General features: G+C 69.6%; 19 protein-coding genes and 1 pseudogene. 10 read left to right on the top strand and 10 right to left on the bottom strand.

Features of this window, described 5'->3' with window-relative positions; all coding sequences use genetic code 11:
- The first annotated feature begins 55 nt into the window (after nt 1-55).
- The gene (locus BLW75_RS10910; RefSeq protein ID WP_034317027.1) at nt 56-1,495 is read left to right on the top strand and encodes an APC family permease; all 1,440 of its coding nucleotides are present in this window, start codon (nt 56-58) and stop codon (nt 1,493-1,495) included.
- On the opposite strand, the gene BLW75_RS10915 is transcribed toward BLW75_RS10910, so the two are convergent.
- Genes BLW75_RS10915 through BLW75_RS10925 form a run of 3 tightly spaced genes read right to left on the bottom strand, consistent with a single transcriptional unit; the run spans nt 1,470 to nt 3,395 of the window.
- Nucleotides 1,470-2,138, bottom strand: coding sequence for a DUF6885 family protein (locus BLW75_RS10915; RefSeq protein WP_034317030.1), 669 nt, complete (start codon nt 2,136-2,138; stop codon nt 1,470-1,472). The genes BLW75_RS10910 and BLW75_RS10915 overlap by 26 nt on opposite strands.
- Nucleotides 2,138-2,554 (bottom strand): GNAT family N-acetyltransferase, encoded by a 417-nt coding sequence (locus tag BLW75_RS10920; protein WP_034317032.1) that lies wholly within the window; start codon nt 2,552-2,554, stop codon nt 2,138-2,140. Before BLW75_RS10920 ends, BLW75_RS10915 begins: the two co-directional genes overlap by 1 nt.
- Before the next feature lie 46 nt (nt 2,555-2,600).
- Nucleotides 2,601-3,395, bottom strand: a complete 795-nt coding sequence (locus BLW75_RS10925; protein ID WP_034317328.1) for an EamA family transporter — start codon at nt 3,393-3,395, stop codon at nt 2,601-2,603.
- A gap of 339 nt (nt 3,396-3,734) precedes the next feature.
- Between BLW75_RS10925 and BLW75_RS43475 the strand changes: the two genes are divergently transcribed.
- The 3 genes and pseudogenes from BLW75_RS43475 (at nt 3,735) to BLW75_RS10940 (ending at nt 5,498) form a co-directional block, all read left to right on the top strand.
- Nucleotides 3,735-3,914: a DUF7455 domain-containing protein gene (locus BLW75_RS43475; protein WP_016332937.1), complete on the top strand. Its 180-nt coding sequence runs from the start codon at nt 3,735-3,737 to the stop codon at nt 3,912-3,914.
- 132 nt (nt 3,915-4,046) lie between these two features.
- Nucleotides 4,047-4,909, top strand: a pseudogene (locus BLW75_RS10935) (alpha/beta fold hydrolase).
- A complete protein-coding gene (locus BLW75_RS10940; RefSeq protein ID WP_034317036.1) occupies nt 4,890-5,498 on the top strand; it encodes a TetR/AcrR family transcriptional regulator in 609 nt (202 codons plus the stop codon). The pseudogene BLW75_RS10935 and the gene BLW75_RS10940 overlap by 20 nt, the downstream one beginning before the upstream one ends.
- 24 nt (nt 5,499-5,522) lie before the next feature.
- Here the strand turns inward: BLW75_RS10940 and BLW75_RS10945 are convergent, their stop codons facing one another.
- From BLW75_RS10945 to BLW75_RS10965, 5 genes are all read right to left on the bottom strand, one after another.
- Nucleotides 5,523-6,704, bottom strand: coding sequence for an ROK family transcriptional regulator (locus BLW75_RS10945; RefSeq protein ID WP_091597315.1), 1,182 nt, complete (start codon nt 6,702-6,704; stop codon nt 5,523-5,525).
- A gap of 11 nt (nt 6,705-6,715) precedes the next feature.
- On the bottom strand, nt 6,716-8,176 hold the full coding sequence (locus BLW75_RS10950) for a sugar ABC transporter permease (RefSeq protein WP_034317039.1): 1,461 nt from the start codon (nt 8,174-8,176) through the stop codon (nt 6,716-6,718).
- A 23-nt stretch (nt 8,177-8,199) separates the two neighbouring features.
- Nucleotides 8,200-8,973 (bottom strand): ATP-binding cassette domain-containing protein, encoded by a 774-nt coding sequence (locus BLW75_RS10955; RefSeq protein WP_005164482.1) that lies wholly within the window; start codon nt 8,971-8,973, stop codon nt 8,200-8,202.
- Nucleotides 8,974-9,060: 87 nt separating this feature from the next.
- The gene (locus BLW75_RS10960) at nt 9,061-10,194 is read right to left on the bottom strand and encodes a sugar ABC transporter substrate-binding protein (RefSeq protein ID WP_034317042.1); all 1,134 of its coding nucleotides are present in this window, start codon (nt 10,192-10,194) and stop codon (nt 9,061-9,063) included.
- Between the two features lie 464 nt (nt 10,195-10,658).
- Nucleotides 10,659-12,413: a DEAD/DEAH box helicase gene (locus BLW75_RS10965; RefSeq protein WP_034317045.1), complete on the bottom strand. Its 1,755-nt coding sequence runs from the start codon at nt 12,411-12,413 to the stop codon at nt 10,659-10,661.
- Nucleotides 12,414-12,677: 264 nt separating this feature from the next.
- Here BLW75_RS10965 and BLW75_RS10970 point away from each other — a divergent pair, with 264 nt between their 5' ends.
- Nucleotides 12,678-13,802 (top strand): YihY/virulence factor BrkB family protein, encoded by a 1,125-nt coding sequence (locus BLW75_RS10970; protein ID WP_034317047.1) that lies wholly within the window; start codon nt 12,678-12,680, stop codon nt 13,800-13,802.
- Between the two features lie 121 nt (nt 13,803-13,923).
- On the top strand, nt 13,924-17,052 hold the full coding sequence (locus BLW75_RS10975; RefSeq protein ID WP_034317050.1) for an efflux RND transporter permease subunit: 3,129 nt from the start codon (nt 13,924-13,926) through the stop codon (nt 17,050-17,052).
- A 190-nt stretch (nt 17,053-17,242) separates the two neighbouring features.
- On the opposite strand, the gene BLW75_RS10980 is transcribed toward BLW75_RS10975, so the two are convergent.
- The gene (locus BLW75_RS10980; RefSeq protein WP_034317054.1) at nt 17,243-18,079 is read right to left on the bottom strand and encodes a hypothetical protein; all 837 of its coding nucleotides are present in this window, start codon (nt 18,077-18,079) and stop codon (nt 17,243-17,245) included.
- A 120-nt stretch (nt 18,080-18,199) separates the two neighbouring features.
- Nucleotides 18,200-18,442: a DUF3039 domain-containing protein gene (locus tag BLW75_RS10985; RefSeq protein ID WP_005164469.1), complete on the bottom strand. Its 243-nt coding sequence runs from the start codon at nt 18,440-18,442 to the stop codon at nt 18,200-18,202.
- A gap of 58 nt (nt 18,443-18,500) precedes the next feature.
- On the opposite strand from BLW75_RS10985, the gene BLW75_RS10990 reads away from it, so the two are divergent.
- From BLW75_RS10990 to BLW75_RS11005, 4 genes are read left to right on the top strand one after another with little or no spacing between them, the layout of a single operon-like run.
- Nucleotides 18,501-19,307 (top strand): sporulation protein, encoded by an 807-nt coding sequence (locus tag BLW75_RS10990; protein WP_034317057.1) that lies wholly within the window; start codon nt 18,501-18,503, stop codon nt 19,305-19,307.
- On the top strand, nt 19,307-19,951 hold the full coding sequence (locus BLW75_RS10995; protein WP_034317060.1) for an HD domain-containing protein: 645 nt from the start codon (nt 19,307-19,309) through the stop codon (nt 19,949-19,951). Before BLW75_RS10990 ends, BLW75_RS10995 begins: the two co-directional genes overlap by 1 nt.
- A gap of 9 nt (nt 19,952-19,960) precedes the next feature.
- Nucleotides 19,961-20,878: a pseudouridine-5'-phosphate glycosidase gene (locus tag BLW75_RS11000; protein ID WP_034317063.1), complete on the top strand. Its 918-nt coding sequence runs from the start codon at nt 19,961-19,963 to the stop codon at nt 20,876-20,878.
- Nucleotides 20,875-21,747, top strand: coding sequence for a carbohydrate kinase family protein (locus BLW75_RS11005; protein ID WP_034317068.1), 873 nt, complete (start codon nt 20,875-20,877; stop codon nt 21,745-21,747). The genes BLW75_RS11000 and BLW75_RS11005 overlap by 4 nt, the downstream gene beginning before the upstream one ends.
- Nucleotides 21,748-21,750: the final 3 nt, after the last annotated feature.

The raw sequence follows: 21,750 nt of genomic DNA on the forward strand, positions 1-21,750 counted from the left end.
CTGCGAGGCAGCCGGTGATCTTCTAGCGTGACCCTTCATGCGGCGAACTCTGGACGTGGACGAGGTCCTGAAACGGCAGGACTCGGGTGAGCTGAAACGCCGGCTGCACGGGCGCGACCTGATCGGGTTCGGCGTCGGCATCATCATCGGCACCGGGATCTTCACGCTCGCCGGGGTCGAGGCGAAATCCCACGCGGGCCCGTCGGTCACGTTGTCGTTCGTGCTCGGCGCCGTCGTCGCCGGGATGGCCGCCCTCTGTTACGCCGAACTCGCCTCCAGCGTGCCGACGGCGGGAAGCGCCTACACCTACGCCTTCGCCACCCTCGGCGAGACTTTCGCCTGGATCATCGGCTGGGATCTGCTGCTCGAGTTCGCCCTCGGCGCGGCCGTCGTGTCGCGCGGCTGGTCCGGCTATCTCGCGAATCTGATGGGGCTCTCCCCCGAGTGGTTCGGCGAAGACGCGAAGGTGAACATAGGGGCGGTGGCGATCATCGCCGTGCTGACCGTGATCGCCGTCCTCGGGATCAAGGAGTCGGCGCGGGTGACGAATCTGCTCGTGCTGGTCAAGGTCGCGGTCTGTGTGCTGATCCTCGCGGTCGGCGTGTTCTACATCCGCGGCGAGAACCTCACCCCGTTCATCCCGCCCGCCCAGGCGCCGACGGAGACGGCCGGGACCCTGCATCAGCCGATCGTGCAAGCCGCGCTCGGGCTCGAACAGTCCGTCTACGGGATCGCCGGGATGGTGACGGCCGCGGCCGTCGTCTTCTTCGCCTACACCGGTTTCGAGGCGCTCGCCAACCTCGGCGAGGAGACCGTGAACCCGAAACGCGATCTGCGCGTCGGCATCCTCGGCGCGCTCGGTGTCTGCGCGCTGCTGTACATCGGGGTCTCGCTGGTGCTGACCGGGATGGTGCCGTTCACCGAGATCGACGCGGGCGCCCCGCTCGCCGACGCCTTCGACCGCGTCGGGCAGCACTGGGTGGGCGCGCTGATCTCGCTCGGCGCGGTCACCGGGCTGACGTCGGTGATGATGGTGGAACTGGTGACGATCGGCCGGATCGGGTTCGCGATGGGCCGCGACGGCCTGCTGCCGAAGAAGTTCGGCACGGCGCACCCGCGCTGGGGCACCCCGCACCGGATGACCATCGCCGGCGCGGTGCTGATCGCGGCGCTGGCCGCGTTCGTACCGATCTCCGAACTCGCCGACATGGTCAGCATCGGCGCGCTGTCGGCGATGATCATCGTCGCGGTGGCCGTCCCGGTGCTGCGGAAACGGCGTCCGGACCTGGAACGCCCGTTCACCGTGCCGTTTTCGCCCTACCTGCCGATCCTGGCGGCGCTGGCGTGCTTCTACCTGATGCTGAACCTGGACGTGATGACGTGGCTGCGGTTCGCCGCATGGCTGCTGCTCGGCCTGCTGATCTACGTCTTCTACGGGCGCACGCATTCCCGGTTCGCGAAGGACGACGTCAGCTCCACAGACCGGCCGTCGTGATGGCGGCGACGGCGGCCTCGGCGTCGCCGTCGCCGACCACGACCAGCATCCGCTTGAGCGCCGCGGCCACCCATTCCACCGGCTGGTCGTGCAACCCGTTGTCCCCCAAGGACGGATAACCGTCCATGATGGACACCAAGGTTCCTTCGGTGCCGATCCGCAGCCCGGCGGCCAGCACGTGGTGCGCGGCGGGCGGGCGCCAGCGGGACGACCACAGCGGCGGGATCCCCGTGTCGAGGTAGTCGAGCAGCGCTCGCGCCGGGGTGTCGTGCGCGCCGAACTCGGCCGGGTCGACCTCCGCGATCACCGCGACCCACGGCAGCTGCCACAGCGCGGCCAGGAGCATGAACAACGACTGGGGCGCCCAGTTCCCGCTGGCGGACACGGCGGCGAGCCGTCCGCCCGACAGCGTCCCGATCGCCCTGGCCAGTCCTTCGGTCGTGGTGCCGGACAGCGCCGCGACCTCGTCCTGGCCCGCGACGGCGAACCCCGCCGCGCGCAGGGCGGCCAGCGCCGTGAACGGCCCGGCGAGCCCGTCCTTCTGCGGGAGTTCGGCCCGCGCGACGGCGACGAGGTGCTCGCCGCCGGGCAGCCAGCGCCGCCCGGACAGGCCCGTCCGGTCGCCGTCGATTCCGGAGGACATCAGTCGTCGAACGTCCACGACTGCATGATGAACGGCCCGTCGTTCGACGCCCCGGCCGAGGTGTAGGTCGCCAGCGCGGCCTCGTTGTCCGTCTCGACCCCGACCCACATCCCCCGGCAGCCACGCTCCCGCGCGATCCCGGCCAGCGCGTCGACCAGGTCGCGGCCGATCCCGCGCCGCTGGTAGTCCGGGCTGACGTCGAGTTCGTTGAGGAACATCTCGGTGCCCTTGTCCGGATGCGTCACCTCGGTGCCGGTGATCATCCCCGCGGGTTCGCCGTCCTCGTAGGCGATCAGGAGATGGTTCTCCTCCCCCGCGAGGAACTTCTCGGACGCGTCCCGTTGCGCGGGCCCGTCGAACAGATGCTGAGCGGCGACGACCTCCTCGACGGTGACCGCCCGCCGGATCTCGGCCACATGTCCTCCCGGTGCTGAAAGCGCCTCAGACTGGTCAGTATCCCGCTCAGGGAGGCGCCGGGCCATCACGTTTGCCCGGCGACCGCAGCGCGACCCCGGCGACGACGGCCAGGGTGCCGATCGCCTCGGGCAGGGCCGGGACCTGCCGGAGCCACAGAAAGCCGATCAGCCCCGCGGTGACCGGCAGCAACGCGAGCAGCAGCGCGAACCGCGCCTGCCCGGCCTTGCGCAGGACCACCTGGTCGAGCGCGTACGGCACGACGGTCGAGAGCACGCCCACTCCGATGCCGAGCAGCAGGAGACGTGAGGAACCCCACACCGCGCCGGTGCCCAGCGCCAGCGGCGACAGCACCACCGTGCCCACGGCGAACCCGACGGCCAGCCCGTCGATCCCGTTGCCGCCGACCGCGACCCGCTTCCCGAGCAGGATGTAACCCGCCCAGGCGGCCGCCGCGCCGAGCGCGAACAGCACGCCGAGCAGGCTGCCTTCGAGCCGGACGTCCGCGATGGCGACCACCCCGGCCGCGACCAGCAGCAGCGCGAAGACGTCGCGGCGCGTGCGCGAACCGAACGCCGCCACCACCACGGGCCCGGCGAACTCGAGGGCGACCGCGGTGCCCAGCGGCAGCCGCGCGATCGCCTCGTAGAAGAGCACGTTCATCCCGGCGGTGACGACGCCGAAGGCACCCGCGAGCAGGAACGTGCGGCCGGTCCACGCCGAGCGGGGTGGCCTGCGCCACGCCAGGAGGACCACGGCCGCCCCGAGACAGCGGAGCCAGGCCACCCCCGCGGGGGAGGCGACCGAAAAGAGACCTACGGCGATGGCCGCGCCGGCGTACATCGAAATTCCGCTGAGAACGAACAAGACCGGCGACGGCACGCTCGGAAGACGGTTCCGGACGACTGCGATTCCCACCCCCGCATGGTGCCTGACGTGGGGAAAGACGGTTCGGCGGGGAGTCGTCTCCCACGTTGCGTGATTACGCTACGGCATCCGAGGTAATTACCAGTGACAAATGAGACACCCGCACGGGAACACTTGCGGGTCGCCAAACGTCTGGAAGAGTGGAAGCACGAACACGGCGGGGCCGGGAACGAACGTTGCCGGCATCAGTGCCGAAGTGGTCGTAGCTGGATCGATGGCACCGGGCCACCGGTGCCGGGACGGAGGGAGACTCCAATGACTTCACCGACGCTCACCCGCCCCGAACTGACCGCTGCCGACCGATGCGACCGGTGTGGAGCTGCAGCCCAGGTTCGAGCCATTCTCAGCACCGGTGGCGAGTTGCTCTTCTGTGGTCACCACGCCCGCGCACACGAAACGAAGCTCAAGGAAATGTCCGCGGACATTCAGCGGTAGCCCACCAGTCCACGACCACCCGGCGGCCGGCCGTTCCTGCAAGGGAGCGTGCCGGCCGCCCTGTTTTTCGCGGGGATGTGCCGGTTCGCTGAATGCCTCCTAAAACATACAGACAGCATGTATGTTACTTCCATGACCACAAGCGATCTGCTCGGCGAGGCGCACGAGGCGGACCTCGGCGGCGCCCGTATCCGCTACGCGACCGCGGCGAAGGCCCGCCTGTGGTCTTCGTGCACGGACTGCTGACCAACGGCCTGCTCTGGCGCAAGGTGGCCCCCGCGGTCGCCGACGCCGGCTTCCGCTGCCTGACCCCGGACTGGCCGCTGGGTTCGCACGAGATCCCGGTCCCGAACACCGACCTGAGTCCGCCCGGGGTCGCCGCGCTCATCGCACGGTTCCTCGAAGTGCTCGACCTGACCGACGTCACCGTGGTCGCGAACGACACCGGGGGCGCGCTCACCCAGCTGCTCATGACCACGAACCCGGAACGGGTGGGCCGGGTCGTGCTGACCCCGTCGGACTCCTACGAGCGCTTCCTGCCGCCGCTGTTCGCGGGGCTGAGCACGCTGGCCCGGATTCCCGGCGGGGCCCGGCTGATGGTCCAGGCGCTGCGCTGGCGGTGGCTGCTGACGAAGACGGACTTCCTCTGGCTGGCCAAACACCCGGTCCCGGACCACATCCTGGACGCGTACCTGCTGCCCAGCCGCCGGAGCGCGGAGATCCGCGACGATCTGCGCCGGTTCACGGCGAGCGTCGACAACCGGTACACGCTGACCGCCGCCGAGCGGCTGCCCGCGTTCACCAAGCCCGTTCTGCTGGCCTGGGCACCCGAAGACCGGCACTTCCCGCTGTGGCTGGGCCGCAAGCTCGCCGGGGTCCTGCCGAACGCCGAACTGAAGACGATCGAGGACTCCTACGCCTTCGTGCCGGAGGACCAGCCGGAGCGGCTGAGCGGCATGATGGTGGAATTCCTGCGTGCCCACGCCACGACGTAGCCAGACCGAACGATCGCACTCGACGCAGGCCGCGTTGATCATGGCGGCGCGCACCCTGTTCGCCGAACAGGGTTACGCCGCCGTGCCCGCCGACGAGATCGTCCGGGCGGCGGGCGTCACCCGTGGCGCGCTGTATCACCACTTCGGGGACAAACAGGGCCTGTTCCGTGCCGTGATCGAGCAGATCGAAACCGAGATCACCGAGGAACTGAAGACCGTCCTGCGGGCCACGGACGACCCGTGGGCGGGGGCACTCGGCGTGCTGAGCCGGTTCCTGGACCTGTGCCTGCGGCCCGAGGTGGTGCGGATCGCGCTCACGGACGCCGTCTCGGTCCTCGGCTGGCAGGAATGGCGGGAGCTGGAGAACCGGTACGGGCTTGGCCTGATCACGGACATCCTGGAGGCCGCCGCGGCGGACGGGCTGCTGATCGACGCGCCCATCCCGGAGCTGGCGCAGCTGGCGCTGAGCGCCTGCGCGGAGGCGGCGCTGATGATCGCGCACGCCGAAGACCCCGCGGCGGCCAAGGAGAAGTCCCTCGCCGCCCTGGTGGCCCTGCTCTCGGGCCTCGTGAGTGGTAAGGACGGTTAGAACCGTCCTTACCACTCACGAGCTCTAGACGGTGTCCAGGATCATCTCGAAGGCGGCTTCGGCGGCGCCCAGCAGCTTCACGTCCGCCCCGAGCGCCGAACTCACGATCTGCGTCCCGCCCACGGCCCGGCTGACCAGGCTCCGCCGCCGGACCTCGGCCGCGACCGACTTCACGACCGAGTCGGGCAGCACGGTGAGCAGGTCGCCCAGCACGACCAGCTGCGGGCCGAGCAGGTTGACCACGTTCACCAGGCCCAGCGTCAGCCATTCCGCGAACTCCGCCAGCCGCTCCTCGGCCGCGTGCGGATCCCGGCCCAGCTCGCGCAGTTCGAACAGGATCGCCCCGCGCGGGGTGTCCTCGGGCAGGTCGAGCGCGCGGCACAGCGCCGCCTCGCCGACCTCGGTCTCCCAGCAGCCGCTGGACCCGCAGTAGCAGGGACGGCCGCCCGGCCGGATCGCCATGTGCCCGATCTCGCCGACGTAGCCGGCGCCGCCGCGCAGCGACGAGCCGTCCGCGATGATCCCTCCCCCGACACCGACGTCGGCGGAGACGTACACGGCGTCGGAAGAGCCCCGCGCGGCACCGCGCAGGTGTTCGGCTATGGCGCCGAGTTCGGCGTCGTTGCCGACCAGGATCGGGATGCGCAGCACACCGCCGAGCCGTTCCCCGAGCGCCACGTCCGTCCAGCGCAGGTTGGGCGCCTCGTGGACGTGCCCGTCGGCCCGGCGGACGACGCCGGGCACGGACACCCCCGCGGCGATCGGCTGCACGCCGAGGTCGCCCGCCAGTACGGTGGTCGACTCGATCACGTGCGTGATCACCTCGTCGGCCTCCCGCATCCGGCCGTGCAGGTTCCAGCTGTTGCGTCCGAGGATCTGGCCGCCGAAACCGACCAGCGCGATCGCCACGTGTTCGACCTGGAGATCGACCGCGAGCACCACCGCCGCGTGCGGCTGCGGCAGGACCAGGAGCGAGGGGCGGCCCGCCCCTCGTCCCGGCCTCGGGACCCGCTCCTCGACGACACCCGCTTCCGCGAGGCCGTCGACGAGGGTCTTGATGGTGCTGCGGTTGAGCCCCAGCTCGGTGGCCAGGGTCGCCCTGGTGCTCGGGCCGCTGACGTGCAGCAACCGGAGCAAGGTCGTGCGGTTGTGCCTGCGCACCTCGTCTGGTCGTGCAACGGGTGTGCTGGTCACGGGCTTCATCATTCCATGCGGACTCAGCGCGGCGACGCAGCCGCGCGGCGCCGGGACAGCGCGTCCACCGTCGCCGCGAGAAGCAGCACCAGACCGGTGACGATGTTGACCACCGCCGCCGACTGTTTCAGCAGGCCGAGCGCGTTCTCGACGACCGCGAGCACGAGACCGCCGATCACCGCGTCGACGACCCGGCCCTTGCCGCCGAACAGCGACGTGCCACCGATGACGGCGGCGCCGACCGCGAACAGCAGCGTGTTGAGGCCACCCGCCTGCGGGTCGACCGAACCGACCTTCGACGAGTAGACGATCGCGCCGATCGCGGCCACCGCCGAGCAGATGACGAACACCGAGGCGCGGATCTTCTCGACGTTGATACCGGCGCGGCGGGCCGCCTCGCGGTTGCCGCCGACGGCGTAGATGTGGCGGCCGTACTGGGTGCGGTTGAGCACGTAGGTACCGAGCACCAGCAGGCCGAGCACGATCGGCACGACGTACGGGACGCCGGAGATCACGATGTTCGGGTTCGGCGCGCGGTTCAGCGTCAGCAGATAGGTCGCGATCGCGGCGACCACGGCGATCGCACCGACCTTGAACAGCACCATCGGCGTCGGCTGGGTGACCAGGCCGCGTTTGAGCCGCGAGAAGTGCTGGCCCAGTGTCACCGCCGCGAATCCACCGGCGGCGATCAGGAAGAGGATCCAGCTGCCCACAGTGGACAGATTGCCGTTGGCGACCTTGAACAGCACGTCCGAGGTGCTGATGCCGAGCGTGCCGCCCTCACCGATGAACTGGAGGATGACCCCTTGCCAGGCGAGGAAGAGCGCCAGCGTCACCACGAACGAGGGCATCCCGATCTTGGAGACGAGGAAGCCGGTGAGGACACCGATCGCGCCACCGACGCTGATCGCGAGCAGCATCTCGATCCACGGGTTGGCCGCGGTTCCCGAGAGCACGAGCGCGATGGCGAGCACGGCGAACCCGACGCCCGCCCAGATCCGCAGGACCACGCCGAGCAGCGCGGCGATCGCGAGCACCACGAGGAACGCGATGAACACGCCGTTCCCCATGCCGCCCAACAGGTTTCCGTTGCGCACGTAGTGCATCGCGAGGACCGCGGCGGTGACGCCGGACGCGGTGCCCGCGGACAGGTCGATCTCGCCGAGCAGCAGCACGAACACGATGCCCATCGCGATGATCGCCTTGCCGGCGCCTTGGGCCATCAGGTTCGCGATGTTGTTCATCGTCAGGAAGGTGTCCGACAGCGAGGCGAACACGATCACCAGCACGAGCAGGCCGAGCAGCGCCGGGAGCGAACCCAGCTGTCCGGCCTTGAGCCGGGAGAAGTAGTCGCCGACGGCCTCGCGTGTCGACATCGATGTCGTGTCGATGCCGAAGTCGGTGATGGCCGCCGACGGGTTGAGCGCGGCGGCCGCCGACTTGCCCCCCTCCGGCGAGGCGGACTTTGCAGGTGTCTCAGTCATTTCCGGTTCTTTCTCGCCTCGGATCAGAGGACGGCGGCTTCGGGGCGGGCAAGGCCGAGGTCGCCGGAGCGACCGGCGGTGATCAGTTCCACGACCTGGCCGTGGGTGACGTCCTTGGTGTGCACTTCGGCGACGAGACGGCCGAGGTAGAGCACCGCGATACGGTCGGCGACCTCGAAGACGTCGGCCATGTTGTGGCTGATCAGCACGACGCCGAGGCCCTGTTCGGCGAGGCGGCGGACCAGGTCGAGCACCTGGCGGGTCTGCGCGACACCGAGCGCGGCGGTGGGCTCGTCGAGGAGGACGACCTTCGAGTCCCACAGCACGGACTTGGCGATCGCGACGGTCTGCCGCTGCCCGCCCGAGAGGGCCGAAACGGGCGTACGGACCGATTTCACGGTGCGGACCGAGAGCGAGGCGAGCGTCTCGCGGGCGGCCTTTTCCATGCTGGCCTCGTCGAGCAGCCATTTGCTGCCGCGTTCCCTGCCGAGGAACATGTTCTGCACGATGTCGAGGTTCTCGGCCAGCGCGAGGTCCTGGTAGACGACCTCGATCCCGAGATCCGCGGCGTCGCGCGGGCCGTGGATGTTCACCTGCTTGCCCTGGAACGTCACCGTTCCCGAGTCGTAGCCGTGGATTCCGGCGATCGACTTGACCAAAGTGGACTTACCGGCACCGTTGTCGCCGACCAGCGCGGTGACCTCGCCGGCGCGCACGTTGAAGTCCACGTCGTGGAGGACGTGGACCGGCCCGAAGCTCTTGTTCAGCTGCTTCAGTTCGAGGATGGGTTCACTCATGGGGGTTCTCGAATTCTCCCGGCTGGGTACCGGGCCGGTGCGCGCTGTCGGGAGCACGCACCGGCCCGGTCGTCTGGATTGAACAGGTCAGGAGATACCGAGCTGCGTGCACGCCGCGGCCAGGTCGCCGCCGCAGATCTCGGCCGCCTTGACGTAGCCCTGCGTCACGACCTCCTTGACGCCGTCCTTGGTGGTCAGCTTCGGCTCGAGGAGCACGGACTTGACCTCGCGGTTGCCCTTCGGGTCCTTCGCCTTGCCGGTGGCCAGCGCGTCGGCGCCCGCCTTGTCGCCCTTGGCCAGCAGGACGGCGAGCTTCGCCGCGGCTTCGGCCTCTTCCTTGATCGGCTTGAAGACGGTCATGTACTGGTCGCCGCGCAGGATCGCCATGAGGCCGTCCGCGGTGGCGTCCTGGCCGGTGACCGGGACCTTGCCGTTGAGGCCGTTCTTCTTCAGCACGGTGATGACCGCGCCGGCGAGACCGTCGTTCGCGGCGACGACGCCGTCGACCCTGCCCTTGTTGTCGGTCAGGATCTGCTCGAAGGTCTGGCCGCCCTTCTGGTTGTCCCAGTTGTCGATGGCCTGTTCCCGCACGAGTTTCAGGTCGCCGGCGGCGAATTTCGGCTGCAGCACGGACTTCTGGCCGTTGGCGAACAGCGTCGCGTTGTTGTCGGTCGGGGCACCCTCGATCATGACGACCTCGGCGCCCTTCTTGTCCTTCAGCGCGTCGGCGAGACCCTGGCCCTGAAGCTGGCCGACCTTCTCGTTGTCGAACGAGACGTAGTAGTCGGAGCTGCCGCCGAGGTTCAGGCGGTCGTAGTCGATCGTCGGGATGCCCGCGGCCTGCGCCTTGCGGGCGACCGCCGCGCCGACCTCGCCGTTGATGGCGGCGATGATCAGGACCTTGACGTTCTGCGCGATCATGCCGTCGGCCAGCGTGGTGAACTTCTGGACGTCGCCCTGGGCGTTCTGGACGTCGGCGTCGAAGCCCGCGTCCTTGAGCGCCTTGGTCAGGAACGGCTTGTCGAAGGACTCCCAGCGCGCGGAGGTGGCGGTCTCCGGCAGGATGACGCCGACCTTGCCACCGGCGGCGGCACCGCCGGGGGCGGGTGCGGACTGCGAGGAGTTGCCACTGCCCGAGTCGGCGGTGTTGGCGCCACAGGCGGAGAGCACCAGGCCGGCGCCCACCGTCGCGGCGAGGAGGGTAAGGGTTCTGCTGCGCATCCTCGTTCCTTCCGGATCTTGCTCGCGGGCGGCGATCCTCGAGGACCGGTCGCACCATCGCGCATATGTTGTGGGCGACAACATATGCCGCCGAACGTGTTTCACGGAAGACGGCTGAATCGATTAAGCCACATCAAATGGACACGGTTTGGCAACGTGGCCGTAGCAAGACGTACGAAGTCTAGGTGCGCTGACGGTGTGACCGCCACCACTCACTCAGCGTGATCGGCGCTGCTGATCGCGGTGCGAGGACCAGGGAGCTCGCCGACTTCCTCCGGACGAACCGGCGGTTACGCGTGACTGGACGGACGACACGCGTGATCCGATGGACGACACGCGTGATTGGACGGACGACACGGTGTGGAGCCGGATGCTCGGTGTGACGTCCGCCTGATCACGCGTGTCGTCCCTCCACACACGCGTGCCGTCCGTCTGATCACACGCGTGCCCGGTCATGGCGTTGGTCACCAGGAACGCAGGGTGACGATCCGCTCTTCGAGTTGCTCCACCGAAGCCATCGCGGTCGGCGGGCCGCCGCAGACCCGGCGCAGTTCGTTGTGGATCGCGCCGTGCGGCTTCTTCGTCCGGTGGTGGTGCACGCCCACCAACGCGTTCAGCTCCTTGCGCAGGCTGCCGAGCCGCTCGCTGACCGACTGCGGCCGCGCGACCGGAGCGGCTTCCTCGGCCTTGGGCTTGCGCCGCTTCTCGTCGGAGAGCTGCTCCTCCTGCCGCTTCCGCAGGAGGGCGCGGACCTGGTCCGGCTCCAGCAGCCCGGGCAGGCCGAGGTATTCCTGCTCCTCGTCGGAGCCGGAGAACACCGCGGTGCCGAAGGAGTTGCCGTCGTAGATGACCTGGTCGAGCTCGGCGGAGGCACCCAGCGAGGTGAACGCCTTCTCCTCCTCGCCCGGCTCGTCCTCGGTGCGGTTGGCCTGGGCCAGGAGTTCGTCGTCCCAGCCCTCCTTCTCGCGGTGCGGCTTGCCGAGGACGTGGTCGCGCTGCGCCTCCAGCTCGCTGGCCAGCTCCAGCAGCACCGGCACGCTCGGCAGGAACACCGAAGCGGTCTCGCCGGGTTTGCGCGAACGCACGTACCGGCCGATGGCCTGTGCGAAGAACAGCGGGGTCGACGCGCTCGTGGCGTAGACGCCGACCGCCAGCCGCGGCACGTCGACGCCTTCGGACACCATCCGGACCGCGACGAGCCAACGGTCGGTCGAATCGGAGAACTCCTTGATCCGCCCGGACGCCTTGGGATCGTCGGAGAGGACGACCGTCGGGGTTTGGCCGGAGATGCGCTCCAGGATCTTGGCGTAGGCGCGCGCCGAATCCTGGTCGGTGGCGATCACCAGACCGCCCGCGTCCGGGATGCCGTTGGCACGGAGCTGCGCGAGACGCGTGTCCGCGGCCTGGAGCACCGACGGGATCCACTCCCCGGCGGGGTCGAGCGCCGTGCGCCAGGCCCGTGCGTTCTGTTCCGCGGTCAGCGGCTCGCCGAGCCGCGCGGTGAACTCCTCCCCCGCGCTCGTGCGCCAGGAGGCCTCACCGGAGTAGGCGAGGAAGACGACCGGCCGGACCACGCCGTCGGCGAGCGCGTCGGCGTAGCCGTAGGCATGGTCGGCCTTGCTGCGCTGGAAACCCGAGCCGTCGGCCTCGTAGGTGACGAACGGGATCGGCGAGTCGTCGCTGCGGAACGGCGTCCCGGTGAGCGCGAGACGACGGACGGCGGGGGTGAACGCCTCGCGGATCGCGTCGCCCCACGACTTCGCGTCACCACCGTGGTGGATTTCGTCGAGGATGACCAGGGTCTTGCGGTTCTCGGTGCGCACGCGGTGCAGCGTCGGATGCGCGGCGACCTGCGCGTAGGTCACCGCGACCCCTTGGTAGTCACGCGAGGTGACGCCGGTGCCGTTGCGGAAGTTCGAGTCGATCGCGATCCCGGCGGCCGCGGCCGAGGCGGCCCACTGGTGCTTCAGGTGCTCGGTCGGCGCGACGATGGTGATCCGCTCGACGGTCCGGTCGCTCAGCAGCTCGGCGGCGATCCGGAGTCCGAACACCGTCTTGCCCGCGCCCGGCGTCGCGACGGCCAGGAAGTCCTGCGGTTTCTTCGTGAGGTACTTCGTCAGCGCTCGCCGCTGCCAGGCACGCAGCGGGCGGGCCGTGCTGTCCTTCGCCGCGGGAGGCGCGCCCAGCTCGCCTCGATCGCGTTCAACGGTTTCCGACATGCAGGTTCCCCTCCTCCCTCGCCCGAAACGCCTGGTCATCCACCCTGACACAAGCGAAAACCCCCACTTGGGTATCCGGCCGCGACGCCGGCGCCTGAGGTGAGGGCACTCCGGAGAGCCTACCTCGCGGGCCCGTGGAACGCCGGAAGCGCCACCCCCGTTGTCGGGTTACTCACCCGAAAAACCAGGGGTGGCGAGCCGAATCGCGCGGCATGGACCATGCTGGAGACGGTCAAGGGCGCTCGGCGCCGTCGGAGGAGCTGCATGAGCGAGGAGAACGGCCGTCCGGATACGGCCGCCGAGGTCGCGAAGGGCCGCAGGGGTCCGTTGCGCCTGCTCAGCCGCACGCTCAGCAAGGCGTGGGACGGCAACATCTTCTCCGAGGCCGCCGAAGCCGCGTTCTGGCAGACGCTCTCCCTGCCGCCACTGCTGCTCGGGCTCCTCGGTTGCCTCGGTTTCGTCGGCGACTGGTTCGGCCAGGAGGTCGTGACCGCGGTCCACGACCGGATCATCACCTTCAGCAAGACGATCTTCAGCGACAACGCCGTCCACGACATCATCGAGCCGACGGTCAACAGCATCCTGTTCGTCGGCAAGGGCGAGATCGTCTCCGTCGGCTTCCTGATCTCCCTGTGGGCGGGTTCGTCGGCGATGTCGTCGTTCGTCGACGCCATCACCGTGGCGCACGACCAGTACGGCGTCCGCAACGACGTGTGGCAGCGGATCTTCGCGCTGTTGCTGTACCTGGCCGGGCTGGTCATCCTGGTGGTCGGGCTGCCGCTGCTGGCGATCGGGCCGGACCTGCTCCCCCAGTTCTTCCCCACCGACTGGCGCGGCACGGTGTCGTACTGGGTCGGCACGCTGTACTACCCGGTGCTGGCCGTGATGATCGTGCTCGCGCTGACGACGCTGTACAAGCTGGCCCTGCCGCGCCGGCTGCCGTGGCACCGCGGGCTCCCCGGCGCGATGCTCGCCATGGTCGTGTTCCTGCTCTCCAGCATCGGGCTGCGGATCTATCTGAACTGGATCACCAAGACCGGCTACACCTACGGCGCGCTCGCCGCGCCGATCGCGTTCCTGTTGCTGATGTTCTTCATCGGGCTCGCGGTGGTCGGCGGCGCGTACTTCAACAGCGCGATCCAGGAACTGTGGCCCGCCAAGGCGACGAAACGGCAGCGCCGGAAATGGCGGCGGCTGGAAATGGAACGCGCGAACGAACGGATCCGCGCCGAAGAGGGTCGCAAACTGTGGGAACGGACGACGGTCCCGCTCCGCCGCCCCCGCCAGAACGGCGATTTTCCCGATGGTGACCCCGAACACGTGTCGGAACAATCGGTGAACGAAGAAACGCAGAGCGAAGCCGATTCGGTGACAGACCGGCGAAGTTGAGCGGGACCTCCTCCCGAAGTCGTACTCGGATTCCACCCGTGGTGTGAATCCACTCCACCCCCCGCCGTGAAAAGCTCGCGGTAACCCGCCCGTTCCGAGCTATTTCCTGGGGGATACCGCCATGTCCACGCTGGCCAGACTGAGCCTGCGCAACCGAAGTCTCATCGGGCTGCTCGCCCTGGTGGTGATCGGCTTCGGCGCCTTCGCCCTGCCACAGCTGAAGCAGCAACTGTTCCCGTCACTGCAGTTCCCGCAGGCGCAGATCATCACGCCGTACGCGGGCGCGTCGCCGGACGCGGTCGACCGTCAGGTCACCGAGCCGCTCGAAGGCGGGCTGCAGGGATTGAAGGGGCTCGAAGAACTGAGCTCGACGTCGTCGGAGGGGCTGTCGCGGATCACCGCGCAGTTCGAGTTCGGCACGGACATCGACGCGGCGGTCGGGCAGATCCAGCGCGTCGTCGACGGGCTGAAGACACGGCTGCCGCAGAACAGCGAGTCGACGGTCTCGGCGGGCTCCACCGACGATCTCCCGGTCGTGCTGCTCGCCGCCGGGACCACCGGTGACCCGCAGGCGCTCGCGCCCGCGCTGACCGGGGAGGTCGCGCCGGAACTGCGGAAGATCGACGGTGTCCGCGAGGTCGAGGTGACCGGCGCGCGGCAGCCGCGGGTGACCATCGCGCTGGACTACGCGAAGCTGGCGGCCGCGGGGGTCGACCCGTCGTCGATCGCCACCACGCTGCAGACCGCCGGTGCCGCCGTCCCGGCCGGGACGCTGACCGAAGGCGGCAAGACGCTCACCGTCCAGGTCGGCGGCGGACCGACCACAGTGGACACGATCAAGAACCTTTACCTCACGCCGTCGCAGCCTTCCCGTCCCGGCGCGCAGGCGGGCAAGCCCGTGAAGCTCGGTGACGTCGCGGACGTCCAGGCCGGATTCGCGCCGCCGACGTCGATCACGCGCACCAACGGCAAGCCGAGCCTCGGGCTCTCGATCACCATGGTGGAGAACGGGAACGCGGTCGCGATCTCGGAAGCGGTGCGGGACAAGCTGCCCGAGCTGTCGAAGAAGATCGGCGCCGAGATGAGCGTCGTGTTCGACCAGGGCACGCCGGTCAAGGACGCGATCAGCGGCCTGACCACCGAAGGCCTGCTCGGGCTGGCGTTCGCGGTCGTGGTGATCCTGCTGTTCCTGATGTCGGTGCGCTCCACCCTGGTGACGGCGGTGTCGATCCCGCTGTCGGTGGTCGTGGCGCTGCTGGCGCTGTGGACCGGAGACCTGTCGCTGAACCTGCTCACCCTCGGCGCGCTCACCATCGCCATCGGGCGCGTGGTCGACGACTCGATCGTGGTGCTGGAGAACATCAAACGACATCTGGCGTACGGCGAGGAGAAACAGCGGGCGGTCCTCGACGGCGTGCGCGAGGTCGCGGGCGCCGTGACGTCGTCCACCCTCACCACGGTCGCGGTGTTCCTGCCGATCGCCTTCGTGGGCGGGTTCGTCGGCGAGCTGTTCTCGCCGTTCGCGATCACGGTCACCGTGGCACTGCTGGCGTCGCTGCTGGTGTCGCTGACGATCGTGCCGGTGCTCGCGTACTGGTTCCTCAAGCCGCCCAAGACCCCCGCGAACGAGCACGAGGCCGAGGTCACGCGCCAAGCCGCCGAAGACAAGGAACGCCGCGGGCTGCTGCAGCGCGGATACGTTCCGGTGATCCGGTTCGCCACCCGGCGCCGCGTCACCGTGGTACTGCTGGCACTGATCATCTTCGGCGGCACGGTCGGACTGGCCTCGCAGCTGAACACCAACTTCCTCGACCAGTCCGGCTCGACGACGCTGAGCCTTTCGCAGAAGCTGCCGCCCGGCACCAGTTCCGAGGCCAAGGAGAAGGCCGCCGGCGCGGTCGAGCAGGCGCTCGCCGCCGAACCCGCCGTCGAGACCTACCAGGTGAGCATCGGCGGGGGCGGTTTCTTCGGTGGCGGCGGGATGGCGACCAGCATCCAGGCCACCGTCGCCAAGGACACCGACCTCGACGCCCTCTCCGAGCGGCTGCGGGGCAAACTCGACAAGCCGGAACTCGGCGAGGTCAAGATCGGTGCGGAAGCGGGCGGGTTCAACTCGGACCAGATCTCGATCACCGTCACCGCACCGAACGAAGCGGCGCTGAAGCCCGCCGCCGAGCAGGTCCGCCAGGCGCTGTCCGGTGTCCCGGATCTGACCGAGGTGACCAGTGACCTCGCGCAGGGCTCGCCGCGCGTACAGGTCGAGGTCGACGCCGCCAAGGCCGCCGCGAGCGGGCTTTCGGCGACCACGATCGGCCAGATCGCGAACCAGGCCATCGCCGGCCGCACGGTGACCCAGCTGCCGGTCGACGGCCAGCGCACGGACATCGTGCTGCGCGCGGGCACGGCCCCGGTGTCGGTCGACGCGGTCAAGGCACTCCCGATCCCGAGCGCCGCCGGCGTCGTCCGGCTCGACTCGGTCGCCAACGTGTCCACAGTGGACGGCCCGGCCGCGGTGCACCGCACCTCGGGCGAGCTGAGCACCACGGTCACCGCCAAGAACACCGGCGCGGACCTGGCCGCCACCACGAAGGCCATTCAGTCCAAGTTGGACGGCCTGACCTTCACCGGCGGCGCGGCGTACAAGCTCGGCGGCGTCAGCGAGGACCAGCAGGAGGCCTTCGGGAACCTGTTCCTCGCGCTGCTGGCCGCGGTCGCGATCGTGTACCTGATCATGGTGGCGACGTTCCGCAGCCTGATCCAGCCGCTGATCCTGCTGGTGTCGATCCCGTTCGCGGCGACCGGCGCGATCGGGCTCCTCCTGGCCACCGGAACCGCGCTGGGCCTGCCCGCGCTGATCGGGATGCTGATGCTCGTCGGCATCGTGGTGACCAACGCGATCGTGCTGATCGATCTGATCAACCAGTACCGGGCTTCGGGGATGAGCGTCGCCGACGCCGTCGTCGAAGGCGGCAGGCGACGGCTGCGGCCGATCCTGATGACCGCGGCGGCGACCATCTTCGCGCTGGTCCCGATGGCGCTCGGGCTGACCGGCCAGGGCGGGTTCATCGGGCAGCCGCTGGCGATCGTGGTCATCGGTGGCCTGGTCAGCTCGACCCTGCTGACGCTGATCCTGGTGCCGACGCTGTACACGACGGTCGAGACTCGGAAAGAGCGTCGCCGCGCGAAGAAGGACGCCCGCCGGTCTCCGGCCCCGGCCACCGAGACGCTGACCCCGGAGCCGGCTTCGTAGACCTGGGGGCGGGGGAGGAAGGCACGCCGGGGCCGGGTGGGCGTCCGGCGTGCCTTCCGGCATTCCGTCGACTGAATGCGCCTGCCCCGCCGGCGAGTACGTGAAGGCCCCCTTCACTGCGTCTAGCGCAGTGAAGGGGGCCTTCACGTACTTGGGGCCCGCCCTCGGCGGCGGCGCGGCAACCCGTAACTCACGCCTTCCGGAACCGCCAGGTCTTGCTGTCGAACGCCACGCACCACGACGGCGAAAGCACGACGACCCGCAGGGTCCCGTCGGCGGCGACGTCGATGCCCTCGGTCTCGAAGTTCCCGCTGCAGGTGCTCTTCAGCGGCAGCTGCCCCAGCGACGTGACCCTCCCGGTCACGTCCGAACCGGACAGCGCACCGGAAAGGTCGACCTGCAGCAGCGGCTTGGTGGTCCCGAACAGGGAGCCTTCGGGGTCGTCGGACGCGCACAGCAGCCGGGTCGCGGTGACGAAGTCGCAGCCCTGGATGTCCCGCACCGGCTTGTCGAGCCGGATCGCGGACGCGTACGGCAGGTTCGCCGACGGATTCGTGTGCGCGACCCCAGGCATCGGGTGCACGAGGAGCCGGTCCATCGTGCCCCACTCTCCCGCCACCATCCAGCGCGCGTCGGGCGTCACGGCGGCGAACGAGTTGTTGTTCGCCTCCCACGACTCCAGCGTGTGCGTGTAGTTCGCCCACTTTCCGTCGGGCGACTCGACGCGGAAGAGCTTCGCTCCCCGGTCGTCGCGCTGGTACGGCTCGACGTACCAGCCCTGCGCGGAGCCCGGGTCGCCGACGTGGTTCCAGCCCTGGGTCGACAGGCTCACGGGAACCGTCGCGATCCCGGTGTAGCGGTAGATCGTCCCGGACGGCCGTTCGATGGTGGCCAGGCCCTGGCCCTCGTCGAGCGGGCGGGCATTGTCCGAGCCGATGGTGGTCCAGCCGGTGACGGCTTGGGCGGCGGCGGATGAGAACACCGCGACCAACGCGGCGATGGCGAGCACGATCCCGGTTCTACGCATGAAGGCTCCGTCCCGGCGGGTTTTCGCTGGCGCGTACTGATTACCAGCGAAGACCGGGACGGGCAGCCACCATGTGAAGGATTTTCAGATTTTGTCCGGTTTCGGACACCGGACGGACACTCAGTCGCCCGGCTTGAGGCCGTCGTAGATCTTCTTGCAGTCCGGGCAGACCGGCGAACCGGGCTTCGCCGACTTCGTCACCGGGAAGACCTCACCGCACAGCGCCACCACGTGCGTGCCCATGACCGCGCTTTCGGCGATCTTGTTCTTGCGCACGTAGTGGAACATCTTCGGCGCGTCGTCGTCGGTGCCGTCGGTGCCCTCGGGACGGGTATCCGGCTTCGGAAGGGTCTGTGTACTCACCCCTCCATTGTGCCCCAAATCCTCCTGCGCACACCGGCGACCTGGCAGGATCTCGCCCATGTTCCAGAAGGTGCTCGCGACGTTCGGCTCGGGCGGGGCGAAGATCGACGCCCGGCTGCTCGACCGCACGGTCTCCCCCGGCCGCCCGCTGCGCGGCGAGGTCCTGCTGCTCGGCGGCGAAGTCGATCAAGAGATCAACGGTCTCTCGGTGAAGCTGCTCGCCCGGGTCACCCTCCCGGACGAACGCCGGCCCGGCGTCGAGGACCTCGAGTTCGGCACTCAGCAGCTGGCGGGCAACGAGCGGATCGGGCCGGGACAGCAGGTCCGGATCCCGTTCGAGGTGGCCCTGCCCTGGGAGACGCCGATCTCGAGTGTCTTCGGCAAACCGCTGACCGGGATGGCCGTCGGCCTGCAGACCAGCCTCGACATCGCGAACTCCGTCACCGACCCGGTCGACGTCGACGGCGCCGCGATCGAGCCGCTGCCCGCGCAGAAACGGCTCTTGGACGCCTTCAGCCGGATCGGCTTCGTCTTCCGCGAGGCCGTGCTGGAACGCGGCCGGATCAACGGCGCCGTCCAGCAGCTCCCGTTCTTCCAGGAGATCCGCTTCACCCCTTCGCCGCGGTTCGCGCCCGTCTTCACCTCCGTGGCGGTGACCTTCCTGTCGTCGCCGTCGGAGACGCAGGTCGTGCTGGAGGTGACCAAACGGGTCCGGGTCTCCAAGAGCGGCGGGTTCGGCGGACGCGGCCAGGAGTTCCTCGGCCTGTTCAAGGTCGACCACGCGGCGCTGGACCGGCTCCAGTGGGAGCCACAGCTCGAAGGCTGGCTGCACGAGGTGGCCAAGGCGCGCGGGATCTTCGACTGATGGAGTGGCCCACCGCGATCACCCGGCTCGGCGGCGATCACCAGATCGCCGCCGTCGCGTGGGACGACCTTCAGACCCGCTACGCCGAACCGCATCGCCGCTATCACGATCTCCGGCACGTCACGGCCGTCGCACACGACAGCGGCGATCTCGCCGTCGCCTTCGGCTTGGGGTCCCGCGAACGTGCACTGGTCGCCGTCGCCGCGTGGACGCACGACGTCGTGTACGACGCCCGTCCCGGCGAGGACGAACGGGCCAGTGCGGCCTGGACGCGCGACGAACTCACCAACGCCGGCGTCCCCGAGGCGGATGTCCAGCGTGCCGAGGAGCTGGTCCTGAGCACGATCCACCACTCCGCCCCGGACGACGACCTGCTCGCCACGGCGCTGCTCGACGCCGACCTCGCCATCCTCGGTGCCACACCGGAGCGCTACGAGGAGTACGCGAGCGGTGTCCGGGAGGAGTACTCGATCTACTCCGACGAGGACTGGCGGGCGGGACGCGTGGCCGTGCTGGAGAACCTGCTGGCCAGGCCGCGGCTGTACCGCAGCGACATCGCGCGGGCACGCTGGGAGAGCAAGGCGCGCGCGAACCTCGCGCACGAACTGACCCGATGGCGTGACGCGGACCCCCATCACCGATGATGTTCGTTCGTGACTCCGCAACTGTCCCTTCACGAAGAGGTCGCCTCCGCCCTCGCCGCCGGTGACCCCGTCGTCGCGCTGGAGAGCACCATCCTCTCCCACGGTCTCCCGCCCGGCCGCAACCTCGACGTCGCCCGGCGGCTGGAGAAGGTCGTGCGCGACGGCGGCGCCGTCCCCGCGACCATCGCCGTCCTCGACGGCGTCCCCCTGATCGGCCTCACCGACGGGCAGCTGGAACGGGTCTGCGCGCCCGGTGCGGATCTGGACAAGCTCTCCCTGCGCGACATCGGCCCGGCCGTCGGCCTCGGCCGCTCCGGGGCGACGACGGTCGCGAGCACCGCGGCGCTGGCCGCCGCGGCCGGGATCGGGATGTTCGCCACCGGCGGGCTGGGTGGCGTGCACCAGGGCGCGGCGCAGAGCTGGGACGTCTCGGCGGATCTGGGCGTGCTCGCGAAGGTGCCGACCACGGTCGTCTGCTCCGGGGTGAAGTCGGTGCTCGACATCGCCGCGACCCTCGAAGTGCTGGAGACCAACTCCGTACCGGTGCTGGGTTACCGCACCGGCGAGTTCCCCGCGTTCTACCTCCGCTCGTCCGGCTTCGAGGTGCCGTGGCGGGTCGACGACGCCGCGCAGGCCGCCTCGGTCATCGCCGCTCACCGGTCGCACGCGGATTCCGGTGTCCTGCTGGCGAATCCGATCCCGGAAGCGTCCGAAATGGACAAGGAACTGCACGACCGGCTGCTCGCCGAAGGGCTGGAGCTCCTCAAGGCACGCGGCGTGCACGGCAAGGACGTCACGCCGGTACTGCTGGAGCACTTCCACACCGCCAGCGAAGGTGTGAGCCTCGACGCGAACGAGGCGCTGGTGCTGTCCAACGCGGAACTGGCCACTTCGGTCGCCGTCGCGCTCGTGAAGAGCGCGGCATGAGCGGGATCGTGGTCGTCGGCGACGTCGGCCTGGACGTGGTCGCGCGGCACGAGGGACCCATCCCGCACGGTGGCGACGTCCGCGCGAAGGTCCACTTCACCAGCGGCGGCGCGGGCGCGAACACCGCGCTGTGGCTGCGGGCCGAGGACACGGAGACCACACTGGTCGCGCGGATCGGGGACGATTCCGGCGGCCGCATGGTGAAGGGCGAACTGGAGGCGGCCGGTGTCCGGTGCGAATTCGCCGTCGATCCCGAAGAGCCGACGTTCTGCGTCGTCGTGCTCGTCGACGGCGCCGGTGAGCGGAGCATGCTCGCCGACCGCGGCGCGAACGCGCGGTTCAGCCCCGAGGACGTCACCGAGGCGGCGCTGCGCGGGGCGAGCCACCTGCATCTTTCGGGGTACGTCCTGCTGTACCCGTCGTCGCGGCCCGCGGCGCTCGCGTCGCTGGCGGCGGCCAAGAAGGCCGGGCTGACGACGTCGGTCGACCCGCAGGCGGCGACGCTGATCACCGATCCCGCGGCCTTCCTCGACGACGTGCGCGGAGTCGACCTGCTGATGCCGAACACCAGCGAACTGGTCGCACTGACCGGGTCGAGCGATCCCGAGGCGGCGAAGGAACTGCTGGACTACGTCGGCGAGGTCGTGGTCACCGCCGGTCTCGACGGCGCCAGCTGGGTGGACGCGAGCGGCACCATCACCTCGGTGCCCGCCCAGCCCGCGGAATGCGTCGACTCGACCGGTGCCGGCGACGCGTTCGACGCCGGTGTGCTGGCGGCGTGGCTGCGCGGTGAGTCCACCGTGGAGGTGCTTCGGGCCGGGACCCGGCTGGGTGCCCAGGCGGTTTCGAAGGTCGGGCCGCAGCCGTAGTCA

The organism is Amycolatopsis lurida (assembly GCF_900105055.1).
In the GTDB taxonomy this organism is placed as follows: Bacteria; Actinomycetota; Actinomycetes; order Mycobacteriales; family Pseudonocardiaceae; genus Amycolatopsis; species Amycolatopsis lurida.